Here is a 15,799-nt window from a genome sequence, read left to right as displayed (position 1 = left end):
GTGATCTCATCTATGCAGTCTTCCATTTGGCGGTGGAAAACTGCATCTATGACTCTGCTGATCCTGTTGGCGCAGGTTCAGCAGATCAGATTCCGGATCTGCAGTTGGAACTGGCACTTCCAACCACAAATATTGCTTAATCCTACTTTCGGGCATCCCCCCTTTCACTTTTTCATGGCTTTACAAGAATTAATCCAGTTCTTCGTCTAATTCTTCTGCCTCATTCTGACAGCTTAATTCTGCCTGTTTCATCACAATTTCAACTGCACTTTTCTCTTTGTCTGGCGGATAACCGTATTTTCTCAACAATTTTTTGACTGTTACCCTCATTTTGGCTCGGACGCTTTCCCGCAGATTCCAGTCCACCGTTAGATTTCTTTTAATCGAATCGGTCAGATCGCGCGCGATCTGCTTTAACACTTCATCTCCCAGGACTTCTTTTGCCGATTCATTATTGGCCAAAGCATCATAAAAGGCCACTTCATCATCGGATAACCCCGTTTCCTCACCCCGTTTGTGAGCTTTATTCATCTCTTTCGCCAGCTCAATCAATTCCATGATGACCTGAGTCGATTCAATCGTCCGATTTTGATACTTGATAATCGATTCTTCCAGCATCTCAGAGAACTTTTTCGATTGAACCAGATTCCGTTTAGCGATGGTTTTTACTTTTCCGTTTAACAAGCGTTTGAGCAGCTCTACGGCAAGGTTTTTCTGTTTTAATCCTTTCACCTCGGCCAAAAACTCATCGGACAAGATGGCGATGTTGGGTTTATTGAGGCCAACGGCGCCCAAAATGTCCACCACGCCTTCAGAGATAATGGACTTGGATACCAATTGGTTGATCTCGGCATCCAACTGGGAAGCCGTTTTTTTCTTGCCCGAAGCTGGAATCATCTTGATAATCCCGGTTTTTACCGATTTAAAGAACCCGATTTCCAAGTTCAATTTTTCCGCTTCGGGAGTGGTTGAGCACAAAGCATAAGCTTTTGCCAGCTCGGTAACCAGTTGCAGAAATTGTTTTTTCTTTTCTTCACCGAGCCCTAATACATAATCAACGGTGGCAACGATGGTTTGCATCCGCTCGGATGGGCTTTCGCTTTTAAACTTGCTGTAATCATGACCGTGAAGCAAATCCTGGATCAGGTCATACTTCTCATGCATGAGGTCAACTGCCAGTTCCGTATCCACACCCGCCGTTTTGCGGTCATTTTCGGTATACTGTTGCAGAGCCTTTTTCAAAGAGTCGGCGATCCCGATATAGTCGACCACCAATCCACCCGGTTTATCTTTAAACACACGGTTAACACGGGCAATGGCTTGCATCAGGTTATGCCCTTTCATCGGTTTATCAATATACATCGTGTGCATACAAGGAACATCAAACCCGGTCAGCCACATATCGCAAACAATGACTATCTTGAGCTCATCATGGATATCCTTCATCCGGTTAGCGAGAAGCTCGCGCTGCTGTTTGGTGGTGTGATGAGAATGCATTTTTGCCTCATCGCTCGAATTTCCGGTCATCACCACCTTGATGACACCTTTATCCAGGTCGTCACTGTGCCACTTCGGTCTTAATGCAACGATCTCGTTATAGAGGTCAACAGCAATCTTTCTGGACATGGTGACAATCATCGCTTTACCAAACATGGCATTCTGCCTGATTTCGAAGTGTTCCACGATGTCTTTAGCGATTTGCTTGAGCCGCTTTTCCGCTCCGACTAATGCTTCCAAACGGGCCCATTTGGATTTGAGCTTCTCTTTCTCATCCAGTTCCTGATGCTCGGTGATTTCTTCATACTCCTCATCGATCTTCGGCTTTTCGTCCTCCGGCAAGGAGAGTTTGGCAATCCGGCTTTCGTAGTAAATCTTGACGGTGGTTCCATCTTCCACCGCGCGGGTCATATCATAAATGTCAATGTAGTCTCCAAACACTGCCGGCGTGTTTCTATCCGCCAACTCAACAGGCGTACCGGTAAATCCGATATACGAAGCGTTCGGCAAGGCGTCCCGCATATATTTGGCGAAGCCGAACTTGATTTTCGCCTCGTCTTTCCCTTCCACCACTTCCGCGTTGAACCCATACTGGCTTCGATGTGCCTCATCGGCGATCACCACTACATTGCGGCGATCCGTCAATACCGGCATCTGATCTCCATTTTCCTCAGGGGCAAATTTGTGGATGGTAGTAAAGATAATGCCCCCGGATTCCACATTGAGCAGCTCGCGCAGTTCTTTGCGGGAATGGGCCTGTTTCGGCGTTTGGCGCAACAACTGCTTAGACTTGCTGAAGGTGGAGAAAAGCTGATCATCGAGGTCGTTACGGTCAGTGATCACTACAATGGTCGGGTTATCCAGCTCAGAGACCAATTTTCCGGCATAAAAGACCATGGACAAACTTTTCCCGGACCCCTGAGTATGCCAGATCACCCCAATTTTGCGGTCCCCTTGCTCATCAGTTGCGCGAATCGTGCTCTCAATTGCTTTCACCGTCGCATGGTATTGATGATATCCGGCTAAAATCTTGTAGACATTTTCTCCGTCCGTTTGGAAAAAAATGAAATGCCTTAAGATATCCAGAAAACGTTTTCTTTCAAATATTCCCTTGATTAAAACTTCCAGTTGCGGAATGGCGCCCGGAGCGACATCCTCCCCATCGATCGTCCGCCACATCATATACCGATCTTCGTCGGCCGTCAGGGAGCCTGCCCGTGCATTCACTCCGTCACTGATGACAGAGAAAGCATTGTAAGTAAACAGGGATGGAATCTTTTTTTTGTAATTCTGGATTTGATTGTATGCCTTGGTAATGTCGGTCTCTTCATTGGAAGCACTTTTTAATTCGATCACCACGAGCGGCATTCCATTGACGAAAACGACCAGATCCGGGCGCTTCTCTACTCCGTTTTCGACGACGGTAAACTGGTTAACCACCAGCCAGTCGTTATTGTGGGGATCTTTAAAGTCGATTGGCCATACTTTTTCCGTTTTGAAACTGCCGTCGTCCCGCTGGACCTGGACATCAATTCCGTCGGTGATCATTTGATGAAACGCTTGGTTATTGATTAGAAGATTGGGACTTTGCGGAATCGAAATCTTGCGAACGGCCTCGTCGATCGCAGACAGCGGAAGGTGAGAGTTGATGCGGGACAGGGCATCCCGCAATCTCTCTTCCAAAATGACATCGCTGTACTCGTTCCGTTCCGGATAATCGCCTTCAGGGGAAATTTCGGGGCCGTAGCTCACATCGTAGGCTAACTCTTGAAACCATTCCAAGGAAGCTTGTTCCAACTCATACTCGTTGAAGCTGCTCATCTTGATGTCTCCCTTCGTTTTCCAGAGGTACGCGAATCTCACCAGACATGAGTTTGGGTAGGAGGGTGTCGCGGAGGTTCTGTAGTGTTTTATTTTGTATATCTAATAGAGTTAGTTTGTTAAAGATAGGTTCCATTAAGCAATTTATTTGCTTATAAGTCGCTTTATCTGGTATTAATACTTTAGCTTCGTTTAAATCTTTTCTCTTAATGTGTCCCATAGTAGTTGCCTTGTCTTCAGCAATTTTTCTAAATTTATTTAAATAATGTTTAGTCCAGTAATAGTAAAACCACTTATCATATTTCTCTGAGGTAACCTTAAATAAGTGCTGATTTAAAGCTCCTTTTCCACCACTCCAAATCTTCACTTCAAGGGTTCCAGACCAAGAAAATAATATATCTCCATTTTCCACAATGTATCTTGGGTCTAAATCCGGAGTAGCCTTATCACTTTCTGAAGTAGCAAATCCTTGTCTAAGCTCCTTTATTTTTATAACAGGCAAAAACTCATCTCCTGTTGGTCTATATTTTTGCATAGCTAAACCATTAAGATAGTTTGCAACACTATCTAGACTGCTTACTTCCCACCCCTTAGGAATCAACCCTAACTCACTTTCAACAAACTCTCCATCTTGAAACGGCTCAAAGTCGATAAACCAGGATTTAAAGATCGCTTGTGCCATTTCTTCAAGATTTTTGTTGATTTGGTTGTTAAGTTCGATTTTGTCATCTAAAGCTGAGAGAATGTCAGCAATAGCTTTTTGTTCTCGTAGAGGTCTATCAGCTATTTCCAGTTGTTCTAATACAGAGATATATAAATTTTTCTGAACACTACCTACCGCTAAATTTTGTATATAATTCTGTTCATTCAATAGCCAATAAAAAACATATCTCAGATTCATTTTTTCTTGATTTACTTCTATATTTATGATCGCTCTATTACCGCACATGTAATCTTTAAGTATTCCAATCCTACCAATAGTACCAGACTTGCTTATAGCAATTGTGTCTGGTTTAAACAGGATAGAACTTTTACCTGCACTTTTAAATCCTTCCTCTGTTAAAGTCCTTGAAGTATTGTATACATAGGAGTTATTTAAGTCAGTCGCTCTTAACCATTTAATAGGTCCATCAAAATAACTTGCAATTTTTTGTGAAGGATTAACATAACCCTCCTTAAAAGTGCAAAAGTCCTTAAACTTCATACCCAATCCCCCGCAAGTTCTTTCTAATCTCCTCTTCCAATTCCCTTGACTTGGCAAACTGCTCCGCCAACTCACTGGTCAAACGTGCCATCTTATCCTCAAACGCTTCCTCATCATCTTCCGTCTCTTCAATACCAACATAACGACCAGGAGTAAGGATATACTCATGCTCCCTTACCTCTTCCAAAGTGGCTGATTTACAGAAGCCTTTGACATCCTCATACTCTCCCGCTTCTTCTTGCCCACGCCAAGCATGGAAGGTTCGAGCGATCTTTTGAATGTCCTCATCGCTTAGTTCCCTGCGGACACGGTCCACCATATAGCCCAGTTTGCGGGCATCGATAAAGAGGATTTCCCCTTTGCGGTTGCGGTGGTTTTTGGCCGCTTTGTTTTTGGTCATCACCCAGACGCAGACGGGAATTTGGGTAGAGTAAAAGAGCTGCCCCGGAAGAGTGACAATGGCTTCGACCAGGTCATTCTCAATCAAATTTTTGCGAATGGTTGCTTCGCTGCTTTGGTTGGTAGACATGGAACCGTTCGCTAGGATAAAGGCAGCCGTTCCGCTGGGAGCCAGTTTGGAGACAATATGCTGAATCCAAGCGTAGTTGGCGTTTCCAGCCGGCGGAACTCCGTATTTCCAGCGGTGGTCCTCGGTTAAGCGCTCGCCGCCCCAGTCGCTGATGTTAAACGGCGGATTGGCCAAGATGTAGTCCGCTTTCAGGTTTTTATGCAGGTCATCATGGAAGGTATCTGCATGGTACTCACCCAGGTTATTGTCGATCCCGCGAATGGCCAGGTTCATTTTGCAAAGGCGCCAGGTGGTCGGGTTAGATTCTTGCCCGTAGACAGCCACATCCCCAATTCTGCCTTGATGGGCTTTGATAAACTCCTGGCTTTGGACGAACATTCCGCCCGAACCGCAGCAGGGGTCGTAAATCCTTCCTTTAAAAGGTTGAATCAATTCAACCAACAACTTAACAACGGTACGCGGGGTGTAGAATTGCCCGCCGTTTTTCCCTTCGGCACTGGCAAAATTATTGAGGAAGTACTCATATACCCGTCCCAGCACATCGTGGGCCTGGCTGTCTTTGTCCCCTACTTTGAACGAGAATAAGTCGATAATCTCCCCTAATTTGGTTTTGTCTAATTCCGGGCGGGCGTAATCTTTGGGAAGCACGCCTTTTAACGAGTTGTTGTCCCGTTCGATAGCCACCATCGCGTTATCGATGATTTGCCCAATCTCCGGTTTTTTGGCGTTGGCTTTGATATGAGACCAGCGGGCTTCTTGAGGAACCCAGAAGATATTGTTTGCAAGGTATTCATCGGGATCTTCGGGGTCTGCCCATTCATCGTTGGATAGGCGTTCGTATTCTTCCTCAAACGCATCGGATATGTACTTTAGGAAAAGCAAGCCCAACACCACGTGTTTGTATTCGGCTGCGTCCATGTTGTTTCTCAGTTTGTCCGCCATGCTCCACAGGCGTTGTTCAAATCCCAATTCGGCGCTGTTGTTGTTGGATACCGCCATCAGTTAAGGCCTCCTCAGTCCAATAATTGATCGTAAATCTGCTGTCTTTTTTTCTCCCATCGTTCTTTGGCTTTGCGGACGGTTTCGAAATAGAGTTGATGTTCTTTCCGATACTCTTCGACAATCTTCCGCTGTTCTTCTATATCCGGAAGTGGAATCTCCATCTCGCCCAGATCGGCCGGGTTAATATTCATCACAGTGCTTCCGCGCTGGAATGTTTTTACCAATTGGGTGCCAACCGGACTTTCCAAAAAAACTTTCACATATTCGCTCATCACTTCTTTCGAAAAACGGACTACAATAATATTCGCAGAAGCGATCACTTTTTTGGGTAATTCCCGAACCACTGCCACTTTATTAACCGTTCCCCGACAGGTGATCACCAAATCTCCCGGTTCCAATGCATAACGCCTTACTTTCCTGTACTCTTCATCGATTGTATCCATCCCTTCCCAGATAATCTCCCCGTCTTCGATATTGGAAATATTGAGAACCGATATTTCTCCGGGTTGGATATGGCTTTTCATAATCGACTTTCCACGAAAAAGTTCGGCGATCTCTTTTAACTTGACCACTTCCCGGTTGGGCCCGGCCAGTCCACCAAGGAGATCTTCCTGGTCATCGGCCAGTAAAAGCTCGATTCGCCAGTCTTCCCGTTCCTCAAGCTCTTCCTGAAAAATCTCCTTTTGAACACGGGGAAGAAATTGGCCTTTTTTCAGCTCAAGGCTTCCCAGTTGGATGGAATCCACCGCTTGATGGGAGATCGTGAGCAAGTACGTTTTCATCCCCGTATACGGCCGCAGGGTTCCTTCAGGCAATGTAAAAATTGACTTTATATTGAAATGTTGGAGAATCCAGGATCTCAATTTCGCAAAGGAACCACCTGAAAACGTAAATCTTGCGGGGACAACCATTTGCAACTCCCCGAATTCATTCAGCCAGTCAAGCAAGTTTTCAGCGGCAATCCCTTCCGATTCCCGTGTCATAAACCGTTCCGTGTTTACTTCCGGTTTAAAGCCAAAGGCGGGTATGGCGATAATCAGGTCGAATTCTTGATCCAATGGTAAGAGGCTGTAAATGGAAACCTGAAGCACTTCCACATGGTTGCAGTGTGCAAAAAGAAACTTTAACACTTCTGCCAACCACTTTTTTTCAGCGGTCAGGACAAAGGTTTTATCCAAGTTGGTTTCGATCAGCTCTATCAAACCATTCAGATGTTTATGTGCTTCTGCAATCAATACCGTCTCAATATGCCCGGCCATCAAAGATCGCGAAAAATAATCCACAAGATATGCAGGGCTGACCATCACTCCAGACCGGTCTTTTTGGAAAATTTGCTTGAGAGCCTGAATGAAGTTGATCTCTTTGCCTGCCTGAAAAAGTTCATAAAACCAGCTCGGGTCTCCCGGAAAATAGCCGAGTCGTTTTTCGGTTGTTTCTTTCATCAATTCATACAGAGACGCTTCATCTACACCCTGCAAGTGGTTGTATTTTTGTTCATAAGCTTTTTGAGTCAGGTGGATGCGCAATAACTCAACGGTGATTTGATCACGGTCGATGATATTTCTCTGTCTGAGAAGTTCTTGGAAGTGAAAAAGTGTTGCCATGTTTTGTGCCTCCTTTTTCCACCGTTCCCTCCACCTGAGAATAGTATAAACCCACTCATATGATATTTGCAACAACAAATTTAGTATTCGATTACTAAATTTCGATTTGATCTTATTATACCGCGATTCTCTCGTCAATACCAAATAAAAAAAGGTGTGTCATTTCCACACACCTTTGAGTCAGTCCACCTGTTCTTTTCTTAAAAATCATTGTTCAAAAAAGTCGCTGTCAATTCGTTTAACAATATAGCGCTCCTCTTCAGATACCTCTATATTATAATCGATCATCAGTTCAGCCAGATTATCCCCATCAATTAAAACAATATTTTTCGGAACCTTTTCTGCAAAACTGATCGCGCTGGCAGTAAATCTGGAGGTAGTGATAAAGACCCCTTTTTCAGCGTTTTTAGCCGTCAAAGCTCCGGCAAACTGTTGAATTTCAGGACTGCCAACCGGCTTGTCCCATCTTTTGCCTTGAATGTAGATCTGGCTCAATCCAAGTTTATCTTCTTTAATAATCCCATCAATTCCCCCATCACCAGTGCCTCCAACTCTTTGGCCCGCATCTGCCAAAGATCCTCCATATCCCATCGCTACCAACAACTTAACAACAAGATCCTCAAAAAAATCTGGAGAACATTTCATAACTTGTTCTAACAACTCTTCAGCTAATTCTTTTCTAATCAGTTCATAACTCTCACTTAATGTTTCTCTCGGGGGTTTAACAAGCTCTTTGGTCTGTGTTTTTTCAATCGCCGAATCTGCTTTTCCTTTTGCAAAAAATCCCCTGAACTCTTCAAACTGCAATAAAAATTGATTGTTGATGTCACTTGGATGACTATTTAAAACCTTTCGCCCTCTATACGTAATTTTTATGATTCCACGTTTAGGACTTTCAATTAATTTCGCTTTTTTAAGATATGTACATGCCCAACCCACTCGGCTATCAAAAACAGGTTGTCTTCCGCTGGGCAACAGTTGTTTTCTCTCTTTGGTGGTTATCTTAAACTTCGTTGCCATCGCTTCTCTAAGGTCTTTCGTTGTATGCTCTTTTCCATTGGATAGATATTTCAAAACAGGTAACATCAATGTTTGATAATCTGGAATCACATTTTCACCTTCTTCATTATGTCGGCCAGAGCATGTTGCGGCAATTTGTTCTAACTGTCATAGACGTGCTCATTTTAGTAAGGATGGTAAAGAATATAGTGATATGCTGATAGAAAAAATCAAACTGAAGGAAAATGGAAGGAGATAGTCTAACCGGTTCTACCCCAACCACTCCATATGCTTATCCCCTTTTTTGCAAATACACTGCATCACGTTGCTGATGTGGTTGCGGACAGTTTTCTCACTGATGAAGAGTTGTTGGGCGATTTCTTTGGTGGTCCTGTCTTGGACTAACAGCTCGAATACTTCCCTCTCCCGATTGGTCAATAAGGGTTTGCCTTTTTGGTTACTCAAATGTTGACACCCTTCCTTGCTCAAGCACTGGAATACAAGGGTCAGGGACCAGTCAAGTTATACTATGAGCAGGGAGGTTGCGTGGTGAGCGGTGGCGGAGAATTTAGGCAGGTTTGCTTGGTATTTCTTTCCTCTGCTCCACTTTTCTCCCCATCTTATGTCGCCAAAGCGGCGTTGGTTCCTGCACTCTCTCGTCTTTGTTTGGTGACCGCTTCTCACCGCATATGGGAGTATCAACAAGCAAGCCCAGCCATCAAGCAGGCTGGGCTGTGCATACGATAAGGGTTACTCAGGAATCCGGACGATGTCTTCCGGAGTGGTGGTGATGGCTTTTAATCCCTGCTCAGTCACGACATAGGTGTTTTCAATACCGACGACACCCCGACCCGGGAAGGTGAATTTAGGCTCGATGGCGATGACCATGTTTTTCTCAAGGGGTTGCGCAAATCCACGTGCCAAAACAGGCAATTCGTCAAACTCCAATCCGACGCCGTGGCCGAGGAATTTGGCTTGGTCGTTTCCAAAGCCCATGAAATGTTGTTGCAGGCCAGCGGCTTCGGCCATCTCCAATGCCTTGAGGTATAAGTCCTGCCAGGGGACGCCCGGTTTTCCCATGCGCTCTGCTTCTCTTATGATAGACACAGCTACTTCATAGGCACGGGTCAACTCCTCGTCCAATTCGCCGATTACGGCCATGCGCGTCTGGTCAATGATATATCCTTCTACCACCGTGCTGATGTCAAAGAGGATGGGCTCTCCCACCGAAAATGTTTTACGGCTTGCACCTTGTGGACTGGCAACGGACATACCTAAGCCACCTGCTGGGCCGTCGAAGTAAGTTGGGGTAGCAGCTGCCTCTCCCGATGCGACCATGCCCAAGCAAAGTTCCTGGTTATAGCCGCGCATGCGATAAATGCCAATGTTTCCTTTCAATCTGAGCGCGTGTTCGATTTGCGCGGACAGTTCGACCTCACTCATCCCCACGCGTATCTGTTGCGGCAACGTGGCTACCATCTCCTGCACATGTGCAGCGGCGATTCTCAGCTGGTTGAGTTCGTATTCTGACTTCACTGCCCGGACCAGTCGAAGCATAAAGGCGACATCCACAGCTTCGGCATCCGGGAAAAAGCCGAGGTACCTTACTGCCAAACCATAAGGCAACACATCCATCTCGATCCCGATCCGCTTCACGTTCCCGAATGTTGACCGCAACCGCTCGCCAAGCTGTTTCATCCGGCCCATTTCCTCCACAGGAACGGATGCCTCAAATTCGGCCCGAGCGACGCTTTTCTTCACATAAAAACGGGGCTCCCCCGACTGTGGCACAAATAGCAGGCCGTTTTGCATCGACCCGGTCAAATAATATAAGTCCACATTCTGCGTAATCATGGCCCCATCGATCTGATTCTCTTGCAGTTTCGCCTGAAAACGAGCAATCCGCTCTCTTACTTCCGTTTCTGGTACTTTTGGCAATGGGTGCATTGAAATCCTTCCTTTCTATATGACAAGCCTCTATACTTCCATTCTCTTTCTCTCTCACTTTACCCTTTCCATTTAGCATAAAAAAACCGGTCCCAAGGCACATTAAGGGTTGAATCTGCGAAAACAGAGGTTGAAACATATGATTTGGATAGGGTTAATTGGTTTACTTATCATCTTGTTTTTTCTTTTGATTGGATACATGGGCTCTCAGTCTTCCAGCAACAAAGAGACTTTTGCCAACAAGGAGGCATTGGCGGAGGCGCCGGTGAAACCCGTAATCTTATTGATTATTGATTCCTTGATGGATGCACCGTTGCGTGAAGCCATACAACTGGGCAAAACGCCCGCGCTCCGATTCCTCAAAGAGCGGGGCCAATACCATCCCCGAGTGGTGACTTCGTTTCCCAGCATGTCAGTCTCCATTGACTCGACATTGCTGACGGGCACTCCTCCCAATCAGCATCAAATATACGGATTAGTCTACATGGACCCACAAGAACAGCGCATGGTCAATTTCGGCACTGGCTTGAAGGAAACGTTTAAGTTCGGTACACGAACCGTATTAAAAGACAGCCTGCAACGTTTGAATCAAGTCTGTCTTAGCCCAGATGTAAAAACGATTCATGAAGCGTTCGAGGGGCCGACCGCTTCCATCAATGCTTTGATCCATCGTGGTCCCCACGAGCAAACGCTGACCGCGCCCTGGCTAGGCCGTCTCTTTCGCCTCCTGCCCAAAACGATTGAAACGATGGCCACCCGTTATTTTTCGTTTGGGGCTTTGGCCAAGATTGATCACAACAGCAGACCGACGGGTCCTTTAAGCCGCTTCGGCTTCCATGACACCTTCACGCGCAACGAGATTGCCCACCTGCTGGAATCCGGTCAATTGCCCACTCTCACCATCGCTTATTTTCCTCGCAACGATGACTATGTGCATCAAAAAGGAACATCGGAGATCAAGGGGATTGTAAAAGCAGATGAAGAATTGCAAGCGTTGTTAAATCTGTTTCCGAGCTGGGATGAAGCGGTGGATGACGTGATCTGGATTGTCATGGGAGACAGCGGGCAAGCACCCATCATCCCCAACCGCAAAGAAGCATATATCGATCTGCGCAAAAGCTTGCATCCGTACCGCATCATGCCCATCAAACAGAAAAAGCCACGTCCCGATGATCAGCTCGTCATCTGTTGCAATGAGCGGATGGCTTATATCTATGTATTGGACGAACAGCTCGATCTTGCGGAAGTGGTCATCACGCTCAAACAAGAGCCCAAATTGGACATCATCGCTTGGAATAATCAAGGCCGTGTTTCCTGCATAAGTGGGCAAATTGAGGGCCACCTAAGCTTTAAAGAAGGCGGTTCCCTCGTCGATGAGTATGATCAAACATGGGATGTGATCGGCGATTTGGCTATTCTCGATTTAAGCGTGGATGATAAGAACCGAATTACCTATGGCATCTTCCCCGACGTGTTAGCCCGGTTGGGCGGGGTGATGGGCACATCAGAGCGAGTAATCGTGGTGACGGTATCGCCCGGTTATGAAATGATTAGTGAAGCATCGCCCACTCACAGCGGAGCCTGCCACGGTTCTCTGCATCACCTGGACTCCCTCGTGCCAATGATTATCTGCGGAACGGACTCCTGTCCTTCCCATATGCGGGTGATTGATTTGAAGCCTTGGTTGCTCAAATTGTTAACCACTCCTCTCAAGCAGAAAAAGGAAAACGAACAGAATCCATGAAGCTAGCTCATGGATTCTTTGTCCAGTTTGGGAATGAGTCAAGCCCTTGTCGACATAGAAGTGAGATAAACATGTCGAAATGGGGAAAAAGCATGAAAACAAATGCAGGCAAACCGTTTCGCAAGCCATTGGCAGAGATTCATCTCGACCGTCATTGGCCGTCTGTGGACCCACAAACGCTCTTCCAACTTGAATTGAAGCAAGATGAGTATTATGAGCACATCCCCCCCGACGCACTCCCCTATTATGTGGAGCAAGCCATGGAGAAAGGGCAAACCGTAGCTTCCCTTCACGGCCGCCCATTGTCGTTGCGGACATTGCTGAACCAGTTGCTAAAAGAAGGCGTTTGCATTCGTTTTCGGGATGCGCACCCCCATGACCCCTTTATTCGCGCGCAATACAGAAAAAAGCCAAAAACGATCGAAATCTACCGCCGCTCACTCCAGCAGATCGACCAATTTTTTAATGCCATGGGCGAATCCGTGGCTGAAGAGGAAATCATGTTGCTTCATCTGTACCACGAGTGGTTCCACCATTTAGAGGAAACGCGGTGTGGACGAACTGACGCTGACCTAGCCAAAGTCGTGGTCAAACGGATGGGACCTTTCAAACAGCGAAAAGGGATTTTACGGACAAGAGAGATCGCCGCGCATACATTTACTCAAACGGTCATGAAACTTCCTTGGTCTCCTCTGCTCTTGGATTATTTATTGGATTTCCAGCAGCGCGGATGGTCCAAATCGGAAATCCGCAAACACTTTCAGAGCCTGAAACAATCATCCCCACCAAATTCCCCTCCCCTACCGCCGTCAGAACATGTTACAATCAACAATAATTAGCATACGGCACCATCACGAGCATGGGCCCTAACAACGGATCCATGCTCCCTCTCTTACAACCACCTGCAAGCTGTCAGGAAAAAATCGAAAATGATGTCATAGACAGATGCCAAGCATCCACAAGATTTGTTAAGATATGAAGAGAGGTGAAACAAAATGGATCGTTGCATCTGCCCCAAATTTGAATCGGCAATTGAAATATTGGCCAAAAAATGGACAGGTTTGATCATTCGTGTGTTGCTTGAAAAAACAAGTCGTTTTCGCGATATAAGAGAACAAATCCCATTGATGAGCGAACGGATGTTGGCAGAGCGCCTGAAAGAGTTAGAAGCCCATGGGATTGTTGAACGGACCGTTTATCCCGAAACGCCGGTGCGGATTGAATACGCCCTCACCGAAAAAGGGGAAGCCCTCGCTCCGGTGATCGACTCAATCCAAAACTGGGCGGAAGAATGGATCTAAATCGTTTGGGGCAAGGTAAGGATGGAGGTGTCTATGGTGTCGTATCCTTATCTTTGTCCCGTATGCGGTACCAACCGCAGTCGGTTTAACATCATCGAACAAATCCCATTTGCCGTGAAAAAAGATGCCCGCTCAGGCATCATCACTGAGCAAGTGTCAGAGAGCGACCCCTTGCACCATCACTACCGCGGTGATGAATATCGCGTGCAATGCGGCATTTGCGGAGTAATCGAAAATGAACAAGTGTTTATTAAAAGTGCCCAACGCAACCCGTTATAACCATCGGGTGTTTTATTCATGTAACAGCAGTCATTAAAACCGTTTATACCCGTTCTGAGGTGACAGAACGGGTATTTATTCTTTTTAAGTTGACGCAATCTTCCAACATTACGATCGGATGAGAAAAATGGCAACACCCGTTATAATATAAAAGAGAAGCGATCCAAATAATCATGTGGAATAAAAGAGGGGTTACCGATGCAATCTTTTAAAGACTCGATTTTAAAGCTAATCACCGAAACATCAACCAACTTGCCACCTGATGTCCGCTACGCCATCCAGCAGGCACGGTTGCGTGAAGATGCCGGCACACGCTCGGCACTGGCGCTTGGCACCATCACCGACAATATCAAAAGGGCGGAAGAAAACGTATCTCCCATCTGTCAAGATACCGGAATGCTTACATTTAAAATTAAAGTACCGGTTGACGCCAACCAAATCGAAATGGCCAAACAGATTCGCCAAGCCGTAAAAGAGGCAACCCAATTGGGGAAACTTCGCCCCAACTCCGTCGATTCGCTCACAGGTGAAAACAGCGGCGACAACCTGGGTGAGGGTGTGCCGGTGATCCACTTTGAGCAATGGGAAAACGATTACATTGATGTGCGCCTGATTTTAAAAGGCGGCGGATGTGAAAACAAAAACATTCAATACAGCCTCCCTTGTGAATTGGAAGGCTTGGGCCGGGCTGGTCGTGACTTGGACGGCATCCGCAAGTGTATCCTGCATGCTGTGTATCAAGCGCAGGGTCAAGGATGCAGTGCCGGGTTTATCGGCGTCGGCATCGGAGGGGACCGCACAACTGGTTATGAGTTGGCGAAAAAACAGCTGTTCCGTTCTGTAACCGATACCAATCCGAATCCTGATCTGGCTCGCCTGGAAGAGTACATTATGGAAAAAGCCAATACCCTGAGCATCGGAACCATGGGCTTTGGCGGCAACACAACGCTGTTGGGTTGCAAGATCGGCTCCATGCACCGGATTCCAGCCAGTTTCTATGTTTCCGTCGCATACAATTGTTGGGCTTTCCGTCGCCAAGGCGTCACTATCGATCCAGAGACAGGTGCAATCCGGGATTGGATCTACACTGATGACGCAGTCCCAGCTGATGCAAAAGAAGCTTCCGCTGTTGAAAAAGCCGAGGAAAAACCGGGCGGACGTCAAGTCGTCCTCACCACACCGATCACCGAAGAGCAGATCCGCGAATTGAAAGTCGGGGATATCGTAGTGATCAATGGGTTAATCCATACCGGACGGGATGCGTTGCATAAGCACCTGATGGATCATGATTCCCCTGTCGATTTAAATGGCGGCGTCATTTACCACTGCGGCCCTGTCATGCTTAAAGATGCGGATGGCAAATGGAATGTGAAAGCAGCCGGACCAACCACCAGCATCCGTGAAGAGCCTTACCAAGGCGACATCATTAAAAAATTCGGCATTCGGGCTGTGATCGGGAAAGGTGGCATGGGTGCGAAAACCTTGGCAGCGTTAAAAGAGCATGGCGCTGTTTATCTCAATGCAATCGGAGGAGCGGCCCAATACTACGCAGAATGTATTGAGAATGTGGATGGCGTTGACTTCATGGAGTTTGGTATACCAGAAGCGATGTGGCACCTGCAAGTCAAAAATTTTGCCGCGATTGTTACCATGGATGCCCATGGCAATAGTTTGCACGCCGATGTGGAGAAAACCTCCCTTGAAAAATTGGCGGAACTAAAAGAGCCTGTCTTCAAATAAACTGTCGCCCTGTCACGCCATCTATCACGACAACGTGACAGGGCTTTTTATCATCTATTAAACAAAGTCAATCAATCCCCGGCAATACCCGCCCCAATTTCATCATCCCTGACCCGTACGGAAGCAATTTGA

The 15,799-nt window shown here is 46.4% G+C and carries 12 protein-coding genes; 5 read left to right on the top strand and 7 right to left on the bottom strand.

Features of this window, described 5'->3' with window-relative positions:
- Positions 1-189: 189 nt before the first annotated feature.
- From EDC32_RS02965 to EDC32_RS02935, 7 genes are all read right to left on the bottom strand, one after another.
- Positions 190-3,318, bottom strand: coding sequence for a type I restriction endonuclease subunit R (locus tag EDC32_RS02965; protein WP_132219952.1), 3,129 nt, complete (start codon positions 3,316-3,318; stop codon positions 190-192).
- Complete coding sequence (locus EDC32_RS02960; RefSeq protein WP_132219951.1) at positions 3,296-4,522, bottom strand: restriction endonuclease subunit S; 1,227 nt, start codon at positions 4,520-4,522, stop codon at positions 3,296-3,298. Before EDC32_RS02960 ends, EDC32_RS02965 begins: the two co-directional genes overlap by 23 nt.
- The gene (locus tag EDC32_RS02955; RefSeq protein WP_132219950.1) at positions 4,512-6,050 is read right to left on the bottom strand and encodes a class I SAM-dependent DNA methyltransferase; all 1,539 of its coding nucleotides are present in this window, start codon (positions 6,048-6,050) and stop codon (positions 4,512-4,514) included. The genes EDC32_RS02960 and EDC32_RS02955 overlap by 11 nt, the downstream gene beginning before the upstream one ends.
- A 14-nt stretch (positions 6,051-6,064) precedes the next feature.
- Complete coding sequence (locus tag EDC32_RS16580) at positions 6,065-7,657, bottom strand: restriction endonuclease subunit S (RefSeq protein ID WP_132219949.1); 1,593 nt, start codon at positions 7,655-7,657, stop codon at positions 6,065-6,067.
- Between the two features lie 207 nt (positions 7,658-7,864).
- Positions 7,865-8,767 (bottom strand): restriction endonuclease, encoded by a 903-nt coding sequence (locus tag EDC32_RS02945; protein ID WP_246026827.1) that lies wholly within the window; start codon positions 8,765-8,767, stop codon positions 7,865-7,867.
- A 159-nt stretch (positions 8,768-8,926) separates the two neighbouring features.
- Positions 8,927-9,121 carry a helix-turn-helix domain-containing protein gene (locus EDC32_RS02940; RefSeq protein ID WP_132219948.1) on the bottom strand — a complete coding sequence of 65 codons (195 nt, stop codon included), beginning with the start codon at positions 9,119-9,121 and terminating at the stop codon, positions 8,927-8,929.
- A 285-nt stretch (positions 9,122-9,406) separates the two neighbouring features.
- Complete coding sequence (locus EDC32_RS02935; RefSeq protein WP_132219947.1) at positions 9,407-10,603, bottom strand: M24 family metallopeptidase; 1,197 nt, start codon at positions 10,601-10,603, stop codon at positions 9,407-9,409.
- Between the two features lie 139 nt (positions 10,604-10,742).
- Here EDC32_RS02935 and EDC32_RS02930 point away from each other — a divergent pair, with 139 nt between their 5' ends.
- The 5 genes from EDC32_RS02930 to EDC32_RS02910 all read left to right on the top strand — a co-directional run bounded on the left by EDC32_RS02930 (position 10,743) and on the right by EDC32_RS02910 (position 15,667).
- On the top strand, positions 10,743-12,347 hold the full coding sequence (locus tag EDC32_RS02930) for an alkaline phosphatase family protein (protein WP_132219946.1): 1,605 nt from the start codon (positions 10,743-10,745) through the stop codon (positions 12,345-12,347).
- Positions 12,348-12,439: 92 nt separating this feature from the next.
- A complete protein-coding gene (locus tag EDC32_RS02925) occupies positions 12,440-13,186 on the top strand; it encodes a hypothetical protein (protein WP_132219945.1) in 747 nt (248 codons plus the stop codon).
- 156 nt (positions 13,187-13,342) lie between these two features.
- Entirely contained in the window at positions 13,343-13,648 is a 306-nt protein-coding gene (locus EDC32_RS02920; RefSeq protein ID WP_102991951.1) for a winged helix-turn-helix transcriptional regulator, read from the top strand.
- Positions 13,649-13,681: 33 nt separating this feature from the next.
- Positions 13,682-13,927, top strand: a complete 246-nt coding sequence (locus EDC32_RS02915) for a DNA alkylation repair protein (RefSeq protein WP_310795333.1) — start codon at positions 13,682-13,684, stop codon at positions 13,925-13,927.
- A 198-nt stretch (positions 13,928-14,125) separates the two neighbouring features.
- Positions 14,126-15,667, top strand: coding sequence for a fumarate hydratase (locus tag EDC32_RS02910; protein ID WP_132219943.1), 1,542 nt, complete (start codon positions 14,126-14,128; stop codon positions 15,665-15,667).
- Positions 15,668-15,799: the final 132 nt, after the last annotated feature.

The sequence above is a fragment of the Laceyella sacchari genome (assembly GCF_004343255.1).
GTDB lineage: Bacteria > Bacillota > Bacilli > Thermoactinomycetales > Thermoactinomycetaceae > Laceyella > Laceyella sacchari.
The sequence above is the reverse complement of the archived record's forward strand: the minus strand, read 5'-3'. Positions and strand labels throughout refer to the sequence as shown.

Excerpts from the sequence above, each read along its gene's own strand:
- EDC32_RS02960 (WP_132219951.1), bottom strand. The coding sequence starts at position 4,522 with ATGAAGTTTAAGGACTTTTGCACTTTTAAGGAGGGTTATGTTAATCCT.
- EDC32_RS02910 (WP_132219943.1), top strand. The coding sequence starts at position 14,126 with ATGCAATCTTTTAAAGACTCGATTTTAAAGCTAATCACCGAAACATCA.
- EDC32_RS02965 (WP_132219952.1), bottom strand. The coding sequence starts at position 3,318 with ATGAGCAGCTTCAACGAGTATGAGTTGGAACAAGCTTCCTTGGAATGG.
- EDC32_RS02930 (WP_132219946.1), top strand. The coding sequence starts at position 10,743 with ATGATTTGGATAGGGTTAATTGGTTTACTTATCATCTTGTTTTTTCTT.
- EDC32_RS02955 (WP_132219950.1), bottom strand. The coding sequence starts at position 6,050 with ATGGCGGTATCCAACAACAACAGCGCCGAATTGGGATTTGAACAACGC.
- EDC32_RS16580 (WP_132219949.1), bottom strand. The coding sequence starts at position 7,657 with ATGGCAACACTTTTTCACTTCCAAGAACTTCTCAGACAGAGAAATATC.
- EDC32_RS02915 (WP_310795333.1), top strand. The coding sequence starts at position 13,682 with ATGGTGTCGTATCCTTATCTTTGTCCCGTATGCGGTACCAACCGCAGT.
- EDC32_RS02920 (WP_102991951.1), top strand. The coding sequence starts at position 13,343 with ATGGATCGTTGCATCTGCCCCAAATTTGAATCGGCAATTGAAATATTG.
- EDC32_RS02935 (WP_132219947.1), bottom strand. The coding sequence starts at position 10,603 with ATGCACCCATTGCCAAAAGTACCAGAAACGGAAGTAAGAGAGCGGATT.
- EDC32_RS02925 (WP_132219945.1), top strand. The coding sequence starts at position 12,440 with ATGAAAACAAATGCAGGCAAACCGTTTCGCAAGCCATTGGCAGAGATT.